Origin of the sequence: Acetobacter sp. AC2005, from assembly GCF_037901235.1 — a bacterium.
GTDB lineage: Bacteria > Pseudomonadota > Alphaproteobacteria > Acetobacterales > Acetobacteraceae > Acetobacter > Acetobacter oryzoeni.
In genome coordinates this window covers 358,638-374,423 of record NZ_CP149625.1, presented here as the reverse complement: position 1 = coordinate 374,423, position 15,786 = coordinate 358,638, and the positions used below count along the sequence as shown (strand labels likewise).

Sequence of the window (15,786 nt, the reverse complement as noted above, 5' to 3'; positions counted from 1 at the left end):
GTCAGTTTTTGCAAACGGGGAGGGGCTTCTGATGGAGGCTGATCAACCGTGCCGTTCCGCAGTGGTGGATCTTGGCTCCAATTCCGTAAGGCTTGTGGTTTTTGAAGGGCGTTCGCGCAATCCACTTCCCATTTTCAATGAAAAAGCCGTGCTGCGTTTGGGGCGTGGGCTGCCCGAAACCGGGAAGCTGAATGAAGAAGGCGTGGAAATGGCCAAGGAAGTGCTCAGCCGCTTCCATGCCATTGCCCGCGCCATGAAGGCCGATCCGTTTGAAATTCTGGCAACCGCCGCTGTGCGGGATGCCAGCAATGGCCCAGCTTTTGTGCAAACCCTGCGTGAAAGCATGCCCGGTGTGCCTATCCGCATTCTTTCCGGTAAGGAAGAAGCCGATCATTCCGCCATAGGCGTTATGTGCGGTATTCCCGGTGCATCCGGGTTGGTGGCCGATGTGGGCGGTGGCTCTTTGGAGCTTATTCACCTTACGCCACAAGGGCGGCATGATGCCACAACCCTGCCACTGGGGATGATCCGGCTGGCAGACCGTTCTGGCCGAGATCTGGATAAAGCCAAAACACTGGCGGATAAGGATATTGGCGGCGTAGAATGGCTGCCCAAGGTAAAAGGCAGCACGCTTTATCTGGTGGGTGGGGCTTTCCGTGCGTTGGCGCGGCTTCAGATTGCGCGCACGCAATATCCGCTCAACATTGTGCACTATTATACAATGGATGTGCAGGAAGCGCGGGAAATGACGGGCTGGCTGCAAAACAGCTCGCGCCGCAGTCTGGAACGTCTGCCCGGTGCACCCCGCAAACGGTTGGATGATACACCTTTTGCCGCCATGGTATTGCGGCGGCTGATGAAAAAGGTGCAGCCGGACAAGATCGTCTTTTGCGTGGATGGCCTGCGCGAGGGCTGGTACATGCTCAACGTTGCGCCGGATATTCTGGCCCAGAACCCGATGGACGTGGTGGCGCGTGAAATGTGTGCCCGTTTTGGGCGCAGCAACTCGCTGCCCTATGCCTTGATGCAGTGGACAGATTTTTTGCGGCCGGAGGAAACGGCGGAAGAAAAATATCTGCGTCATCTGGCATGTTATCTGTCTGATATCGGCAGCCACGATCACCCGGAATATCGGGCCGAGCAGACGTATTGGCGTATTCTGCGTGTGCAAAGCGGTGGGTTTGATCACCCTTCCCGCGCATGGTTGGCGCTGGCGCTGGCTGTTCGTTATGCCGCAGATCAGCAGGCCCCTTTTCTGGCAACCTCTCGTGCATTATTGAGTGAGCAGGACTGGAAAAGTGCTGTGGTGCTCGGGCTGGCCCTGCGTCTGGCGTATTCTCTTTCCGGCGGTGCTGGGCGGTTGCTGGAAGGCACATCCCTTGAATGGGAGGAAGATGCGCTGGTGCTTATTCTGACATCTGCCCGCGTGGCGGTGAAAGGGGAAAGCGTGCGCCGTGGGTTGGAACGTCTGGGCCAGGCCTTGGGTGTTGCAACACGTTTCGAGATTGAACTGCTTGGTTGATATGCCCTAGACAGGATACAGGTGCGGGGTGGACAACCCCCACCTATCGGGGCACATTACGGTTTATACATCCTGATATGGTGCAGTGGCGCGGTGGGTTGGCCGGTTTGCTGTAACTGTCCGCCAGAATCAGGTTTTGAATAACCGGTAAAGCAGCGGAACCTTATCTCGTGGCTTCTGAAGAGATCATAGATCCCACAGTCCAACACGATGCTTCTGTCCGAAGAGTTCTGCTGCATCTTGTTCTACCCTTTGTTGTTACGGTTATGGCCGTGCTGGCCATTGCGCTGGTAGGTGTCAATTCATACCGTACCACCAAGGAGGGTGTTTCCACCCTTACGCACCAACTTATGGGTGCTGTGCAGCAATATATTGTGCAGCAGGTTACAGATTACATTCTGCCAGCCGCTACCGGTAACTTGATTGCCTCTGGCATGATCGAACATGCCCCTGCACAGGTGGAAGACAAGGTTTTCTATTCCTACGGCAGCACCATGCTGCGCAAGATCCCGCAGCTTCAGTCCTTTTATCTGGCGGATGATGAAGGGCATTTCATGCTCATCGCCCGTGCAGCGCAAAAGGGCGTGCAGGAACATGTGCGTCTGATTGAAAAAAACGGCCACACATATTTCCATCATGCGTTCTGGGATGATAGCGGGCAGAAAATTTCCGAAACGGAAGAAGATGCCAAGGGGTATGACCCTCGCACGCGTGATTGGTACAAGAATACAGCCGGAACAGATAAGGTAACCTGGACCAAGCCGCATCTGTTCCCCACCACCAGCCAGTTTGTCATGACCAGTTCCCTAAGGTTCAAGACAGACGCTGGCCATACAATGGTGTTTGCCACCAATATTTCGCTCAACGAACTCAGCTCGTATCTGGATCAGATCAAGGTTGGTAAAACCGGCTCCGCCATGATTGTGGATAGCCGGGGCCTGTTTATTGCCGGCAAAAACCTTACGCAGCAGGCCAAGGCCGCTGGGTGGGACCCGGATAAAATGGTGCTGGACCGCAAGGCCTACCCGGTGTTTGCATTGGGGTATGATCACTACCGTGTGCGTGGTGTTGGGCCGCGGCATGTTACGTGGGATGGCACAGATTACATCACCATTGCCGCAGCTTTGCCGCGCTATTCTGATAGCTGGATTTTGCTGATGGCCGCTCCCGAAAGTGATTTCGGGTCCTTTGCACGCCAAAGCAGCCACCAGAGCTTGCAGTTTTTGGCCATTATCACGGTTTTCTCGCTTGTGCTTGCAGGGTTGCTGGTGCGGCAGGTGCGGCGCACAGAGTCCAGCACGCGCCTGTTGGTGAAGCAGAAAGAGCAGATTCAGCGCGAAAGTTCTGCTGTGCAGCAGGTGGCCGTTGCCCCGCGTCTGTTTGACCCCACTGTGGAACCCCTGAGCCTGACAGAGCAGCTAACGCTTGTAACAGGTGCCCGGCGTGCCACGCTTTGGCGCTTTCTGCACGATGGTGCGGCCATGGTGTGTGAAGATGCGTATGACCAAACGCAAAACACACATTCCGGCGGGTTTGAAATGGCCCGTACAGAATTGGGACCATTCTTTTCCGCCATTGAAGAAGGCAATGCGTTCTCGGTTGAAAATGCAGCCGTAGACCCGCGCACTACGCGGTTTGAACGTTTGACCATGCGTGAGTTGGGCACAAAGGCATTGGCCGTTTGCCCTGTACATGGCCCGCATGGGGTAGAGGGTGCGATCATGCTGGAAGATCCGCATCTGCAGCCGCATCTGCTGTACTTCCTTGATCTTATGGCCGGGGTGGCCGCCCTGCGCTTTGCGGCACAGGCGCAGTTGCTGAATACGCAAACTGGCAAGATTGTAGATGCCGGGCAGCAGGTGGCCACGCTGGATGTGCCCGCGCCCAAATCTGATAATATGCTGATGAAGGCGCCAGAAGCCGCTGCCGTTACATCTGCCAGCATTTATCCATCTGTTGCTGTGTTGGTCATCACGTTCTCTGATCCCGTAGTGGAAGGGGAAAAAGAAACAGAGGCCCTGATTGCACTTATCAATCAGTTGGCGGCAGATGTGCAGTCCGTCGCGCAGGAAGAAAAACTGTTTGCCGTGGAAGTGGCCGGCCACCGTATGATCTGCATGGCAGGTTGCCTACCCACGCCAGATGTTACGGCCATTGTGCGTGTTGCAGATGCTGCACTTAAAATGCGAGAAATCTTTATGGCATCACTGGCCGCAGCAGATCTGGAGCCGGTGTTTACCATGGGTATTGATTACGGCCCGGCATTTGGTGGTGCGGTAGGGAACGAACCCAAGGTGTTTAACCTGTGGGGGCAAACGGTCTCTCTGGCCGAGCTGATGGCACAGGGTGCGGCAGACCCCGGCACCATTCAGGTAACAGAGCGTGTTTATGGCGTGCTGCGTGACAGATACCTGTTCCGTAGCCGTGGGTCCTTCTTTGCGCCGCATCTGGGGCTGGGGCGTGCCTATACATTGGCGGCAAGGCGATGAGTGGGAGCCAGCAGACAGGCGGCCCCAACACGCCGTCGGATGATGAACCAGATCTGATTCTGCAAACAGATGCGCACAAGCCCGCCAAGCGCGTTCCGTTGCATGAATGGATACGCAGGAAGCTGGCATGGATCGGTCGGCTTGTGCGCAGGCAGGCCCGGTTTTTTCTGGTTGTTCTGGGGGCAGGCTGGGGCGTTATTTTTGAGAGCTTCCGCTCTCACGCATGGCGCCGCACCGTGCGGTATGAATTTGTAACCACCATGAACAACATTATCGGCGGTGGTGTTAGCGCTTCACTGTTTGCCGGTATGCTTACAGGTGTGGCGGCTGTTTCTCAGGTCATTTACTGGTTGGGTCTTACGGGCCTTGCCAAAATGACAGGCTCCATTCTGGTAAATGTGGTTATCCGTGAAATTGCGCCCATTCTGGTCGGTATTCTGCTGCTGGGGCGTAATGGCATGCTGTCTGCCACAGAGCTGGGGCTGCTGACCATTGGCGGGCAGGTGCGCTCCATGCAGTCTGTGGGGATGGACCCGTTCCTGATGCTGGTGCTGCCACGCACGCTGGCGTTTACCGTGGCCGGGTTTACGCTGGGTATTCTGTTCTCCATGTCATCGCTGATAACCGGGTATATGATGAGCCGTATTTCTGGCGTGATCACCAACCCGATCTGGACATTTTTGGATGATGTGGCTGCGGCCATGTCTGTTACGGATTATGCCGTTATTCCGCTTAAGTTCATCATGGTTGGTTTTGTGGTGGGGCTTGGCGGCTGCCTGACGGGCCTGACCGCCACCAACGAAGATTCACTGCGCACCTTGCTGCCACGCGGCTTTTCCCGCGGGATGCTGATTGTGATGATGGTGAGCGTTCTGTTCAGTCTGGATCTGTAAGATGGAGACGTATTCAGCAGGCCCACTTCTGGAACTGAACAAGGCAGTGCCCTCATTTGAGGATAGCGGCTTGCCGCCAGTGCCCTTCAACATGAAGCTGATGCCCGGCGAATGTATGATTGTGGAAGCGCGAGACCCAAGCCGCGCCACCATGTTTGCAGATTTGTGCAGTGGCATGGTGGAGCTGGAAAGCGGGCAGGTCAGCTTTATGGGGCTAGATTGGGCCAACCTGCAGGATCGGGAGCTTAACGCTCTGCGCGGGCGTATCGGGCGTATTACTCGCCGCGCCAGTTGGGCGGAGTTTATGCCCACACATCTGGGTATTATTTTGCAGCAGTTGCACCACACCACCCGCACTTTGGATGATCTGGTGGCAGAGGCTGTGCGGCGTTCAGAAAGTTTTGGTCTGCCGGGTGTGCCCACGGTAAGCCCATCCCTGCTTTCAGATACGGATCTTACGCGCGTTTCATGCGTGCGGGCTTTTATGGGGCAGCCGCATTTGCTGCTTTTGGAAGACCCGCTGGAGGGTGGCCCGCCCGAACTGTACACCTCTTTCCTGTCTTCAATTACAGAAGCGCGGGATAGAGGGGCAGGCGTAATCTGGCTGGTGCGCAGCAATGCCGTTTGGCAAAGTTACCGGCAGGGTATTACCTCCACATGGCGTCTTGCTGATGATGGCCTAGTAGCAGTACGGATGGCATAATGTTCCAGCTCCGCTTAAGACAGAAAGTGAAACCTCTTATTTCTCTGCGTTATGCAGATGAATGGGTTGGATTTCTTGTTCTTCTCAGCCTTGTTATTTTTGCAGGCGCGGTGATTGAAGCCGGCGTGCTGCGAGATTGGCTTACCCCACCTGCACGCTTGCGTGTGGTGCTGCCAGCTTCTGGCGTGGGTGGCCTTACGGTTGGGGGCGATGTGCAGCTTATGGGTGCTCATGCCGGTACCATCCGTTCCATCAAGCTCAATCCATCGGGCAACATGTATGCCTTGGTGGATCTGGACCCACAGGCCAAGCCGTTTATCCGGCGTGATAGTTCGGCCATTATCCGTAAACAGCTTATCGTAACCGGCGCCGCTTATCTGGACCTCAGCCGTGGGCATGGGGAGCCTATGGATTGGAGCTACGCTGTTGTAAGCGCAACACCAGCCCCCAACCCGGCAGACCAGATTACCGCCACGCTTAACAGTATTCAGGCAGAAATCATGCCCGCACTGGCAAGTGCGCGGCACATGATGGCGCAGCTTGATGGCACCATTAGCGATATGCACGCAGGCAAAGGCACCGTTGGGCAGTTGATGACGAATGATCAGCTGATCAAACAGGCCGAAGCCACCATTGTTTCGCTCAATGGGGTGATTGACCGCCTGAAACCGATTGAAAACCAGATTTCCGGCATCATGAACAAAACCGATGCCACGGTGGCAAACCTGAAAGGGGCCTCGCGCGATCTGAAGGGGGCCACACCGCATCTGCCGGGTATTGCGGCTAATCTGGATGCCAGCACCGCAGATCTGCCAGCATTGCTGGCGCAGGCGCAAACCACACTTTACGGGCTGGAAAAACTAACAGACCAACTGCGCGGCATGTGGCTGCTGGGGGGGCAAAAAGTGGTAAGGCATAACCGTCTGTCACCAAAGCAGGTGCGGCCATGAGGTATTTTTCTCCCGCTGCGGCTGTTTTGTGCCTGCCTTTACTGCTGGCCGGGTGCGGTGGTGCTGCACAGGACAAGCCTACCGCGCAGGATGATGCCGCGTGGGATCAGGCCATGACAGCCGGGCGAGATTCCTTTGAGCTCGGGCGTTATACCGTAGCCGTTACGCAGTATCGCAAAGCAGCAGATCTGGCTTTGCTGCGGGATGATGTAAGCGCGATAACCGAGGCCGGGTATGATCTGGCCGTGGCGCAACTGGCAGCAAACACGCCGGATAAAGCGTTGCAAACAGCACAGGCCACACGGCAGGCCGCCGGTGTGCGTGGGCAAACGCAGCTTTATTCGCTTGATCTGGTAGAGGCTGCTGCCCATTACAGGTTGGGCCATTACAGTTCTGCCATATCATCTGCCACGCAGGCCATGCAGTCATCCGATAGTGCTTTGGCAGGCCGGGCGGCTTTGGTGCTGGGGCTGGCGGCAGATGCGCAATCCGATAGCGCCAATCTGCAAAAAGCTGCGGCCTATCTTGGCAGCCTTAAAAAGCCGCTTTCTGCCACGCAGCAGGCAGATCAGGCGGAAATTCAGGCCCGTGTATTGCGTCAATCTGCGCCACAGCAGGCAGAAGCCTTGGCCGTGCAGGCAGCAGATCTGCGGCGTAACGATGGATCTTACCGTGATATGGCGCGTGCACTGGCACTTGCTGCGCGCATTGCTTCTGCTCAGGGTGATCAGCAAAAGGCCCGTGCGTTGTGGGAGCGTGCAGCACAAAGTGCAGCAGCGCAGTCTAGCGGCTTGAACCGGATGGATGCGCAAACACTGGCGCATGGTTCCATCAACAAAGGCAATTACGTACCGCCAGAAGATGAAGCCGCTGCATGGGCGCGGGATGCTGGGGGTGTGTCCCTCCGTCCGTTTGAAGATAAAGACGCACAGTAAAACGTGTAAGGCGTAAGTGGCTGGGGCAATGCAGCGGAACCTGATGATTGCACGCTGTGGTGCCCATTCCCTGCACCCGGAATGGCTGAAAGGGGGCGTGCCAGAATGGGATCTGGTGTTATGTCCCTTTCAACCGGTGGATATGCAGGGCCATACCGGCCAGATGGTGCCGGGCCATAAATGGGATGGCCTGTATCGTTTTCTAACAGAATGGGATGGCTGGAAGCAGTACGACTATATCTGCTTCCCGGATGATGATCTGCGCGCCACGGCAGAAACGTGGAACCGCTTTTTTGCGACCTGCAAACAGTATAACGCCAAATTGGCAGCACCGGCGCTTACCCCGGGTTCTTTCTGTAGCCACCTTTCCACATTGCAGAATACAAACTTTGTGGCCCGTGCCTCTACATTTGCAGAAATCATGGCCCCCTGCATGCAGCGGGATTTTTTGCATCAGGCACTGCCAACTTTTCGCTTTTCACGCGCAGGCACAGGGTTCGGGCTTGATCTGCTGTGGCCCATGATGCTGGGTTGGCGCGATATATGGATCATGGATGCCACCCCGGTAGAACATACACGCCCGGTAGGGCAGCAGCGCACTTCCGCATTGGGGGAAATCAGCCAGTATGATTTTCGTTTTATAGCGGGTTTGGGCGTTGTGGGGGCTACGTGGTCTTACGGTGGATATACCCCACAGGGCACGTATCTGGATTACCGTGATAGCTGTTTTGCAGAACTTTATCGGCAAGGTTATGCCTATGTGCAGCAGCACTATCCGCAATATTGGGCGGAGGTTTGTGCGTTTCAGCCCTGCGCACCCCCGCAGGTAAGTGCGCAGGCGCTTGATAAGCTGGAACAGGCCTTGTTTCATTTAAACAAGGATACCGGGAATATTCTTTCTCGCCATCGGCCAGCCATGTTGTCCACCGTATCTCAATGGTCATGGTCTCATGATGCCGCGCGTGAAGCCTCTGGTGGCAACGATGGGCTGATAAACGGCGGCTACGGTTTTCATACAGATTTTGAAGATGATCCGTGGTGGCAGGTTGATTTGGAGCAGATGTGCAACGTGCAGGAAGTTATGCTGTACAATCGGCTGGATCAGAAAGAATGCTGTGTGCAGCTAAATATTCTTGTTTCTCATAATGGCACGGATTGGCGCACGGTTTTTGCCAAACGGGATGATACGCATTTTGGCGGAGCGGATTCCCAACCTTTGCGTGTGGTTTTGCCCAAACCTGTTATGGCGCGTTTTGTGCGTGTGCAGGCGCTTGGGCACACGGTGCTGCATCTGGATCAGGTAGAAGTGATAGGCGCGCGCGGCAGTATGAGAGCGCAAAACGGTTTTTTTGAAAAACTTATCTATAAAACCACACGTTTTCTAAACGCAGGCCGTTCTGAATAAAAGCGTGGCTTTTTATTATGTTTTTTATAGGAACTTGCAGGGGTTCCATGCAGAAATGTTGAGGCACACTCAGGCTGTGCCGTGTATCACCGCACTATAGGGCGCATCCCCATACCGGGCCGGTGCGTGGAGCGGTAATTATGAAAAGACTATTGCGAAGGTACAGAAAGAAAAGCCAGCTTGATAAGGAAATTCGTCACACGCCGCTGGAGGATGTGGGCGGGTCTTCCACAGCGCAGAAAAAGAAGGAAGGCGGGCGTTTTTCTTTAAGTACGCGTGAAGCCGCCAAGCGTTTTAGAGCCCACGCGCTGGTGGAAGAAAAAGGCCACCACGATGTTGTGCGTGTGGGGCTGAAAGATAGCGTATGGACAGATCTGTACCATCACGCTCTGACAGCAAGCTGGCCGGCATTTACGGCTGTGGCTGTGTTTTCTTACCTGCTTATCAATTTTATATTTGCGCTGCTGTATATGGTCGCACCAGACCAGATTACGAGTGATAGCCAGCATACGCTGCTTTCACTGTTCTTTTTCAGTGTGCAAACCCTTTCCACCGTGGGTTACGGGGGCATGACACCCGTAGGCATTTACGCCAATGCCATTGTCTCGTTGGAAGTGTTTATCGGCATGATGCTGACAGCCGTAGCAACGGGGTTGCTCTTTGCCCGTTTTGCCCGGCCGCGTGCGCGTATCATGTTCAGTAATACTGCTGTTGTCAGCAGTGAAAGTGGTATTCCTGCGCTGTGTATTCGCATAGCCAATTTGCGTGTCAGCGTCATTCTTTCTGTGGATGTAGAAGTGGCGCTTTCCCGCTTGGTTATGGGGGAAAATGGGCATCTGGTGCGCAAGTTTGATCAGCTTTTGCTTGTGCAGTCTCATGTGCCAGTGTTGCGGTTTGCTTTTGTTATGGCGCATGTGATCGGGCCGGACAGCCCCTTACACGGCAAGACAATGGCAGAACTGGAAGCCGAAGAAGCCGAAATTATTGTAACAGTGACCGGTACGGATGAAGCCCTAGGCCAAACCGTATTTGCCAGAACGGCTTACAGGTTTGACCGTGTGCGCAATAACCATCGGTTTGTAGATATTGTGGTGTCCCGCCCTGATGGTCGCATTGCAGTGGATTACACGCGCTTCCATGATGTAGAGCAGCACTAAGGGTTTTAGGCTGCCAGCCGGTCTGGGGCGTTGGTAAGATGAAAGCGCCGGGTTACATCCATAAATGTGGCATGGGCTGTAAACTCATGCCGCAAGACTTCCAGCGCCCCTATGGCCCGCACAAGATCTATTTGTTGAGAGAGATTTCGTTCTGCCATGGCAGCCGGTAACAGGGCCTGCATGGCTTGGGCAGAAGCAAGGGCAGGGGCCTGTGTGTAGCCTTTTATGTGGCTGATTGTTTCCAATACATGTGTAATCTGCTGGCATTGATTGGCAGATAAAAGCTTGTGAGACAGCACATTGTGCAGGCGCAAAATCAGCAGGCCGGTTGTCATCGCGCTCATGGCGCCTGTCAGATAGGCTTCCACCAAAGCGTTTGGATGGGTGCCAGCATGGCGAATAATCTGGGCCAGCCTATCGCCCGAACGGGCAATCCACTGGGCAGATGTAAAAGTCATGCGGCCTTTGGCCATCAGGCGCAGATCACGCACCATTCTGCGGCGGAGCCTCCAGCGTTCTCCTGCAGGATCAAACGGCAACACAAGGCGGAAAGCCCATATCCCTAGCCCGATACCCAGAACAACTGCGGGGGTAGTGTTAAACCACGTTATTTCATCCATGCGGGTGTGGTTGGCTGGCCCCACCATAAAGGGCAGAAAGTTGTTATAGGCCGCCGCTGTGCCTGCAATGCTGCCTGGGGCACGTAAGGCCAGCCCCCCCACCAGCATGGGAAAAAAGAGTGATGCCAGCAGAGTTTCCACTCCAGATTGCTGAGGTAGCACCACAAAGCTGAGAATGAACGAAATAACAGCCGCCCATACTGCGCCACGGAAAAAGCCGCTGGCCGCATGTACCGGATCTTCAAATGAAGAAAAGCGCGTGGTGGTTACAGCCACAAACATGGCAAGGGTAGAACCATCGGGCCATGCTGTTACTTCCCATAACAAGCCACCTGCGCAAATGGCGGCTGCGGAGCGGATGCCGTTATTGGTGGCCAGCAGCACATCTTTTTCAGGGTGACGGTCAAATCGAAAGTGGTCGGCTCTGCTGGGGGCTTGGGTGGCAATAAAGTGTTCCAGAACGAGGTCTAGTTCCATCAGCAGTTTGGCGAGGGCAGATTCCAGAATACGCCCTTCCAGCAGGTCGCGCCGTTGCTGCTGGGTGGCGGGTGCATTCTGCTGTTGCAGGAGTTGAAACCGTATGAGCCGCTCAATGCCGCGTTGTTGGCTGCGCGTGCGGTAAAGCCGGATTTGAGCGCGCGCCCGTGTGGCAGAGCTTATGGTGGCATCTTGTTCCAGCTCTGCCGGTAAGGAGGTGAGAAGCGCGCAAATATCATCAATAGCCTGCTGGAAGTCTGGCGGTACGGGGGCGGCGGCCTGCATATGAATATGCAGTGTCATCCCACGGGCCAGAAAGGCAGAAACGGCATTCAGGCTGGCGCGTGCGTGGTCTCCCGCATGGTTGTGGGGGCCCATTTCAATTTCACTGAATTCTGTCTGATCTGCCAGTGAAGGAATACTTCCCAGCAACGCGCGGGAGCGTAACAGGCCATCGGGCTGGTTGCGCAACAGCCCTTGCACACCTGCACATGCCCCTTGTAGCGCACCCAGTAGGCGCTCTCGCATTTCCTGTTGGGCCACGTGTTCAAGGCGTGGGGCAAACAGGGCGGCCAGCAGGCTTTCACACACAATACCCAGCGTAATGTAAGTGGTGCGGGAAAGCGCAATCATAAACACGTTGTCGGGCTGATTAGCGGCGCTTAGCACAATAATGGTGGTGGTGAAGGACACCAGAACCAGCGCGTAAGAGCGAAAGTTGCGCAGGAATGTTGCAATGGCACAGCAACCACCTGCCCATAGGGCAAGAAACGGAAAAACAAGCCCCGGCTCCTGCGGAAGCGCAGCCAGAAACGCAATGCCGGCTACTGCGCCAATGCAAGTACCAATTAACCGCCATTTGGCTTTGGAAAGACTTTGCCCGCGAGAGTTCTGAGCCACAATCCACGTGGTCATGGCGGCCCATTGGGGGCTGTCCATTTCCATCCACAGGGCCAGGCTTAAGGCAATAAAGGCCGCCACGGTGGTGCGGAGGGCAAAGCCCAGATCAGCCGGGGCCGGGGCAATCAGCCATGCCAGCGGAAAGGATGAGCCGCTGTGTATTCTGGCATGCAGGCCGCGATACCACTGTAATGGAAATGAAAATGAAACCACGCAGCCAGATGCCCCAGATTGAAGATGTTGTTATAACAATTTCTTGAGCATCTGACAAAAAAAGAGCCGGAACAAAAGCCCGGCTCTTTAACAGCTTGATTTGAAGGATGTTTACACAGCGCGATAGGGCTTGGAGGCATCCAAAAACACGGCGTTGGCGTCCAATTCATGCGAGACCACAATCAGGTAGGCAATGGCGCGTGTCAGTTCGATACGGGTGGAAATATTGGGTTCCATGGCTTCCATGCGGCGCAGGGCAGATGTTGCAACCCGTGCAGCGTGTGCCGTGTGGCCATATTTACCTGTAAAGCGGCTCATACGTTTCATAACAATTTCGATGGCGCGCTTGGCTGGAGGCGGAATCTGGTTGCGCTTCAGCAGCATACGCAAACGGATAATATTCAGCCCGATGGTCATGGCTGCCAGCGTGCCCTGCAAACACCCTTCAATAGTGGGGGAAGGCGTAGGGCCAGCATGGCGGATCAGGCGGGCAAACCTATCAATATTGCGGCCAATCCAGTCTCGCGTTTCGGGCATGGGCTCGGCCGATGCCAATGTGCGCAGATCATGCAGCATGGTGCGGCGCATGCGCCAGCGTTCTGCATTATTGTTAAAGGGCAGCACGGCCCGGAAAATCAGCACAGCAAAAAACACGCCCAACAACACAGCCGCAGTGGAGTTAAACCACGCCACTTCGTTTTGCCGGCCTTGGTTGAGCGGATGCACAAAGTTGGGCAGCAGCAGCGTATAGGCCGCAGAGTGCAGGGCTGTGCCAGCATTACGGGCAGCAAGGCCGCCTGCAATCATGGGCAGGGCGAGTGAGCCCACCAGCATTTCGTAATCTGCCTCTGTTGGCAGCACAAGAAACACCAGAAAGAATGAAACAATAGCCGCCCATATGCCCCCCACCATGAATTGTGAGGAGGCAACAACAGGGTTTTCTCGGGTTGCAAACAGCCCGCAAACAATGGCCACAAAGGTAATAAAGCCCAAACCAGCGGGCCACGCCGTACATTCCCACACCAGCCCGGCAGCCGTAATGGCCACCATGGCACGCACGCCATTATAAACGGCTTCGCGCTTATCTACGTGGGCTTGCAGACGGAAGTGGAAGTGATCCCCACGGATAAAGTGCTGGCTGGCATCATATTCCCGGATAGCCTGTTCCAGTTCACCCAGCAGTTCATCCAGTGCGTTGTGCAGGATGCGGCCATCCAGCAGGGCGGGAATATCTGTATCGTTTGCGGGGTTATCATCAAACGCCGTGTCAATTTCCTGCGAAAGCGCATCCACCACACGTTGATGGCATTCAGCGCGCAGTAATTGCAGATCATGCAGCAATTCCTGCACGCTTTCATCGGAATCCAGCCGGTTGGGAACGGTTGTCAGAAACTCGCTCACATGTGCTGCGGTCTCGCGGAAAGCTGGCTGGTCTGTCTGCACATATTGCAGGCGCACAGCCATACCCAAACCGCGCGAAAGCAATACGGAAACCGCAGCCAGTGCGGCACGCGCGTGGTCCCCTTCATGCCCGTGCGGGCCCATTTCCACTTCGGAAAACTCGATCTGGTCATTGATCGAAATCAGCGGGCCAAACATGGCGCGGGAACGCACTAGGGCTTCCTCATCCCCCGCCAGCAGGCTGGAAACCGAGGTGGACACGTTGGAAAGTGCTGTGCGCAGTTTATCGCGCATGTTGCGGCGTGCTGTTTCTGCCAGATTATGGGCAAACAGGCCTGCCAGCGTGCCCTCACACACAATGCCCAGCACAATGTAAGATGCGCGGGACATGGCTGTCATAAACACGTTTTCCGGGTGCGGAATGGCGCCAATGGCAATAATGGCGGTGGTATAACCGGCCAGCACCAGTGCGTAGGAACGGAAGTTACGCACCAATGTGGCCATGGTGCAGCATACGCCAACCCAGATGGACAGAATGGGGAAGAACAGCCACGCATTCTGGTTAAAGGCCGAAATAAGGGTAATGGACATCACCACCCCTATGGCCGTGCCCACCAGACGCCATCGGGCTTTGGAAAGACTTTCCCCGCGGGAGCCTTGGGCCACAATCCAGACAGTCATGGCGGCCCATTGTGGGTCATCCAGTTCCATCCACAGGGCAATCACCAACGCCAGAAGGGCTGCGGCCGTGGTGCGCACGGCAAAACCGATAGCGGCAGGGGTGGGGGAGATCAGCCAAGCAAAAGGCATTTTTCCGCGTTCACCCGGCCTGTGCAGGGGGCGGAAATTGCGCAGGGGGCCGATCCGGTCAAGGATAAACAGAGGGAGACTGGGCACGGCGACTATTTTATCCTGACAACGAAAAACAGGGAGGAACGCCGCACAGGGTAGCCTGATTCCCTGCTTTTTCCTTGTGGGTTCAGACGCATATCAGCTATCAGTCTTCCGGCGATGAACGCGCGTGGGATCGGAAATTATTTATAAATCTTGCGCATATAAGATATCATGTTCCCAGATAGAAAAATACTGTGAATATACTATGCTCGCAGTAGAGCTAAGATAAACGAAAGTAGGCGCGATGTCTGATTTCCTTCAAAACATTCTTGGTAAGGTAGAAAGCGCTCTGGGCGTAGATGTGCAGGGAGCATTGCAGCAGCAGTTGCAGTCTTTGCTACAGCCGCAGAATCTGGAAGCGCTGCTTACGCGGGCAGATCAGGCTGGTCTGGGTGATAAAGTGCGTTCATGGGTAAGCCAGGGTGGCAACGTGCCTGCCACGCCAGATGAAATTCGCGCCATTCTGGGCAGCGATATGGTGCATAACCTGATTGAAAAAACCGGCCTGCCAGCAGATACCGTGCTGACAGCTCTGGCACATTTTCTGCCAGCCGCCGTAGATAAGCAGACCCCACAGGGCGTGCTGCCAGAAACTGGTGCAGAAACCAAACAGGCGTAATATTTTCTGCACGCCTGCAATGCGCATGTGTTGAAGGCGTGCATCCTGCGTATGAATCCGGTAGAATTACGCCATGGATTTGGGCGAACGCATTAAACGCATGGATAGCTGGCTGCTGGATGATGTCTGCCAGCCTTTGGCAGATAAGCTGCCAGAACGTCTGACCGCTTTTGAAGTGGGGATGAGCTGCCAGCTCGGCTCTTTGCTGTTATCTGCCGTTTCCATCATTGCCGTGTTTGTTGTGACAGGCATGAATGATTTTGGAAACATGATCTTCAACGTGCTGGTCTGGGCGTTGTGCGTTACGTTTTTTATTGGGTTGGGCCGCTTGCGTGTATTGGTGCAGCCGGGCAAAGCCAACCCCTTGCGCTACATGCTGATTAGCGTGCGCATTATCTCTATTCCGTTTACATTTTACGTGATTTATCAAGCCATTACATCGCCGGTCACGTTTAGTTCGGCTATGTGGTTTAACGCGTTTTCCAATATTGTTTTTGTAGTGGGGCTGTATTTTATTTCCTGCCAGCCCCGTCCGCCCCAGCGCCGGGCAAAGGAAGAAATCTGGAGCCGTGTTATGGCCCCAGAAGGCAGCGGTCTTTAACGCTTAA

General features: G+C 55.1%; 12 protein-coding genes. 10 read left to right on the top strand and 2 right to left on the bottom strand.

Translation table 11 applies throughout. From position 1 onward, the window contains the following. Positions 1–31 precede the first annotated feature (31 nt). The 8 genes from QQM41_RS01750 to QQM41_RS01715 all read left to right on the top strand — a co-directional run bounded on the left by QQM41_RS01750 (position 32) and on the right by QQM41_RS01715 (position 10,054). Positions 32–1,522 (top strand): Ppx/GppA family phosphatase, encoded by a 1,491-nt coding sequence (locus QQM41_RS01750; RefSeq protein WP_339077544.1) that lies wholly within the window; start codon positions 32–34, stop codon positions 1,520–1,522. Between the two features lie 170 nt (positions 1,523–1,692). Further along, complete coding sequence (locus QQM41_RS01745; RefSeq protein WP_128105113.1) at positions 1,693–4,011, top strand: adenylate/guanylate cyclase domain-containing protein; 2,319 nt, start codon at positions 1,693–1,695, stop codon at positions 4,009–4,011. Continuing rightward, the gene (locus QQM41_RS01740) at positions 4,008–4,904 is read left to right on the top strand and encodes an ABC transporter permease (protein WP_339077543.1); all 897 of its coding nucleotides are present in this window, start codon (positions 4,008–4,010) and stop codon (positions 4,902–4,904) included. The genes QQM41_RS01745 and QQM41_RS01740 overlap by 4 nt, the downstream gene beginning before the upstream one ends. A gap of 1 nt (position 4,905) precedes the next feature. Then, positions 4,906–5,607: an ABC transporter ATP-binding protein gene (locus tag QQM41_RS01735; protein WP_003628257.1), complete on the top strand. Its 702-nt coding sequence runs from the start codon at positions 4,906–4,908 to the stop codon at positions 5,605–5,607. Further along, positions 5,607–6,557, top strand: a complete 951-nt coding sequence (locus tag QQM41_RS01730) for an MlaD family protein (protein WP_050819530.1) — start codon at positions 5,607–5,609, stop codon at positions 6,555–6,557. The genes QQM41_RS01735 and QQM41_RS01730 overlap by 1 nt, the downstream gene beginning before the upstream one ends. Next, positions 6,554–7,492, top strand: coding sequence for a hypothetical protein (locus tag QQM41_RS01725; RefSeq protein WP_339077542.1), 939 nt, complete (start codon positions 6,554–6,556; stop codon positions 7,490–7,492). The genes QQM41_RS01730 and QQM41_RS01725 overlap by 4 nt, the downstream gene beginning before the upstream one ends. A 28-nt stretch (positions 7,493–7,520) precedes the next feature. Beyond that, positions 7,521–8,897 (top strand): discoidin domain-containing protein, encoded by a 1,377-nt coding sequence (locus tag QQM41_RS01720; RefSeq protein ID WP_339077541.1) that lies wholly within the window; start codon positions 7,521–7,523, stop codon positions 8,895–8,897. Between the two features lie 122 nt (positions 8,898–9,019). Then, positions 9,020–10,054: an ion channel gene (locus QQM41_RS01715; RefSeq protein ID WP_087651409.1), complete on the top strand. Its 1,035-nt coding sequence runs from the start codon at positions 9,020–9,022 to the stop codon at positions 10,052–10,054. A 5-nt stretch (positions 10,055–10,059) separates the two neighbouring features. Here QQM41_RS01715 and QQM41_RS01710 read toward each other — a convergent pair whose 3' ends face one another. Both QQM41_RS01710 and QQM41_RS01705 read right to left on the bottom strand, forming a co-directional pair. Next, complete coding sequence (locus QQM41_RS01710) at positions 10,060–12,264, bottom strand: FUSC family protein (protein WP_339077540.1); 2,205 nt, start codon at positions 12,262–12,264, stop codon at positions 10,060–10,062. Positions 12,265–12,375: 111 nt separating this feature from the next. After that, positions 12,376–14,562 carry an FUSC family protein gene (locus QQM41_RS01705; RefSeq protein WP_128105118.1) on the bottom strand — a complete coding sequence of 729 codons (2,187 nt, stop codon included), beginning with the start codon at positions 14,560–14,562 and terminating at the stop codon, positions 12,376–12,378. Between the two features lie 241 nt (positions 14,563–14,803). On the opposite strand from QQM41_RS01705, the gene QQM41_RS01700 reads away from it, so the two are divergent. Continuing rightward, entirely contained in the window at positions 14,804–15,178 is a 375-nt protein-coding gene (locus QQM41_RS01700) for a YidB family protein (protein WP_050819535.1), read from the top strand. Positions 15,179–15,251: 73 nt separating this feature from the next. Beyond that, positions 15,252–15,779 (top strand): hypothetical protein, encoded by a 528-nt coding sequence (locus tag QQM41_RS01695; protein WP_050819536.1) that lies wholly within the window; start codon positions 15,252–15,254, stop codon positions 15,777–15,779. The last annotated feature ends 7 nt before the right edge of the window (positions 15,780–15,786 follow it).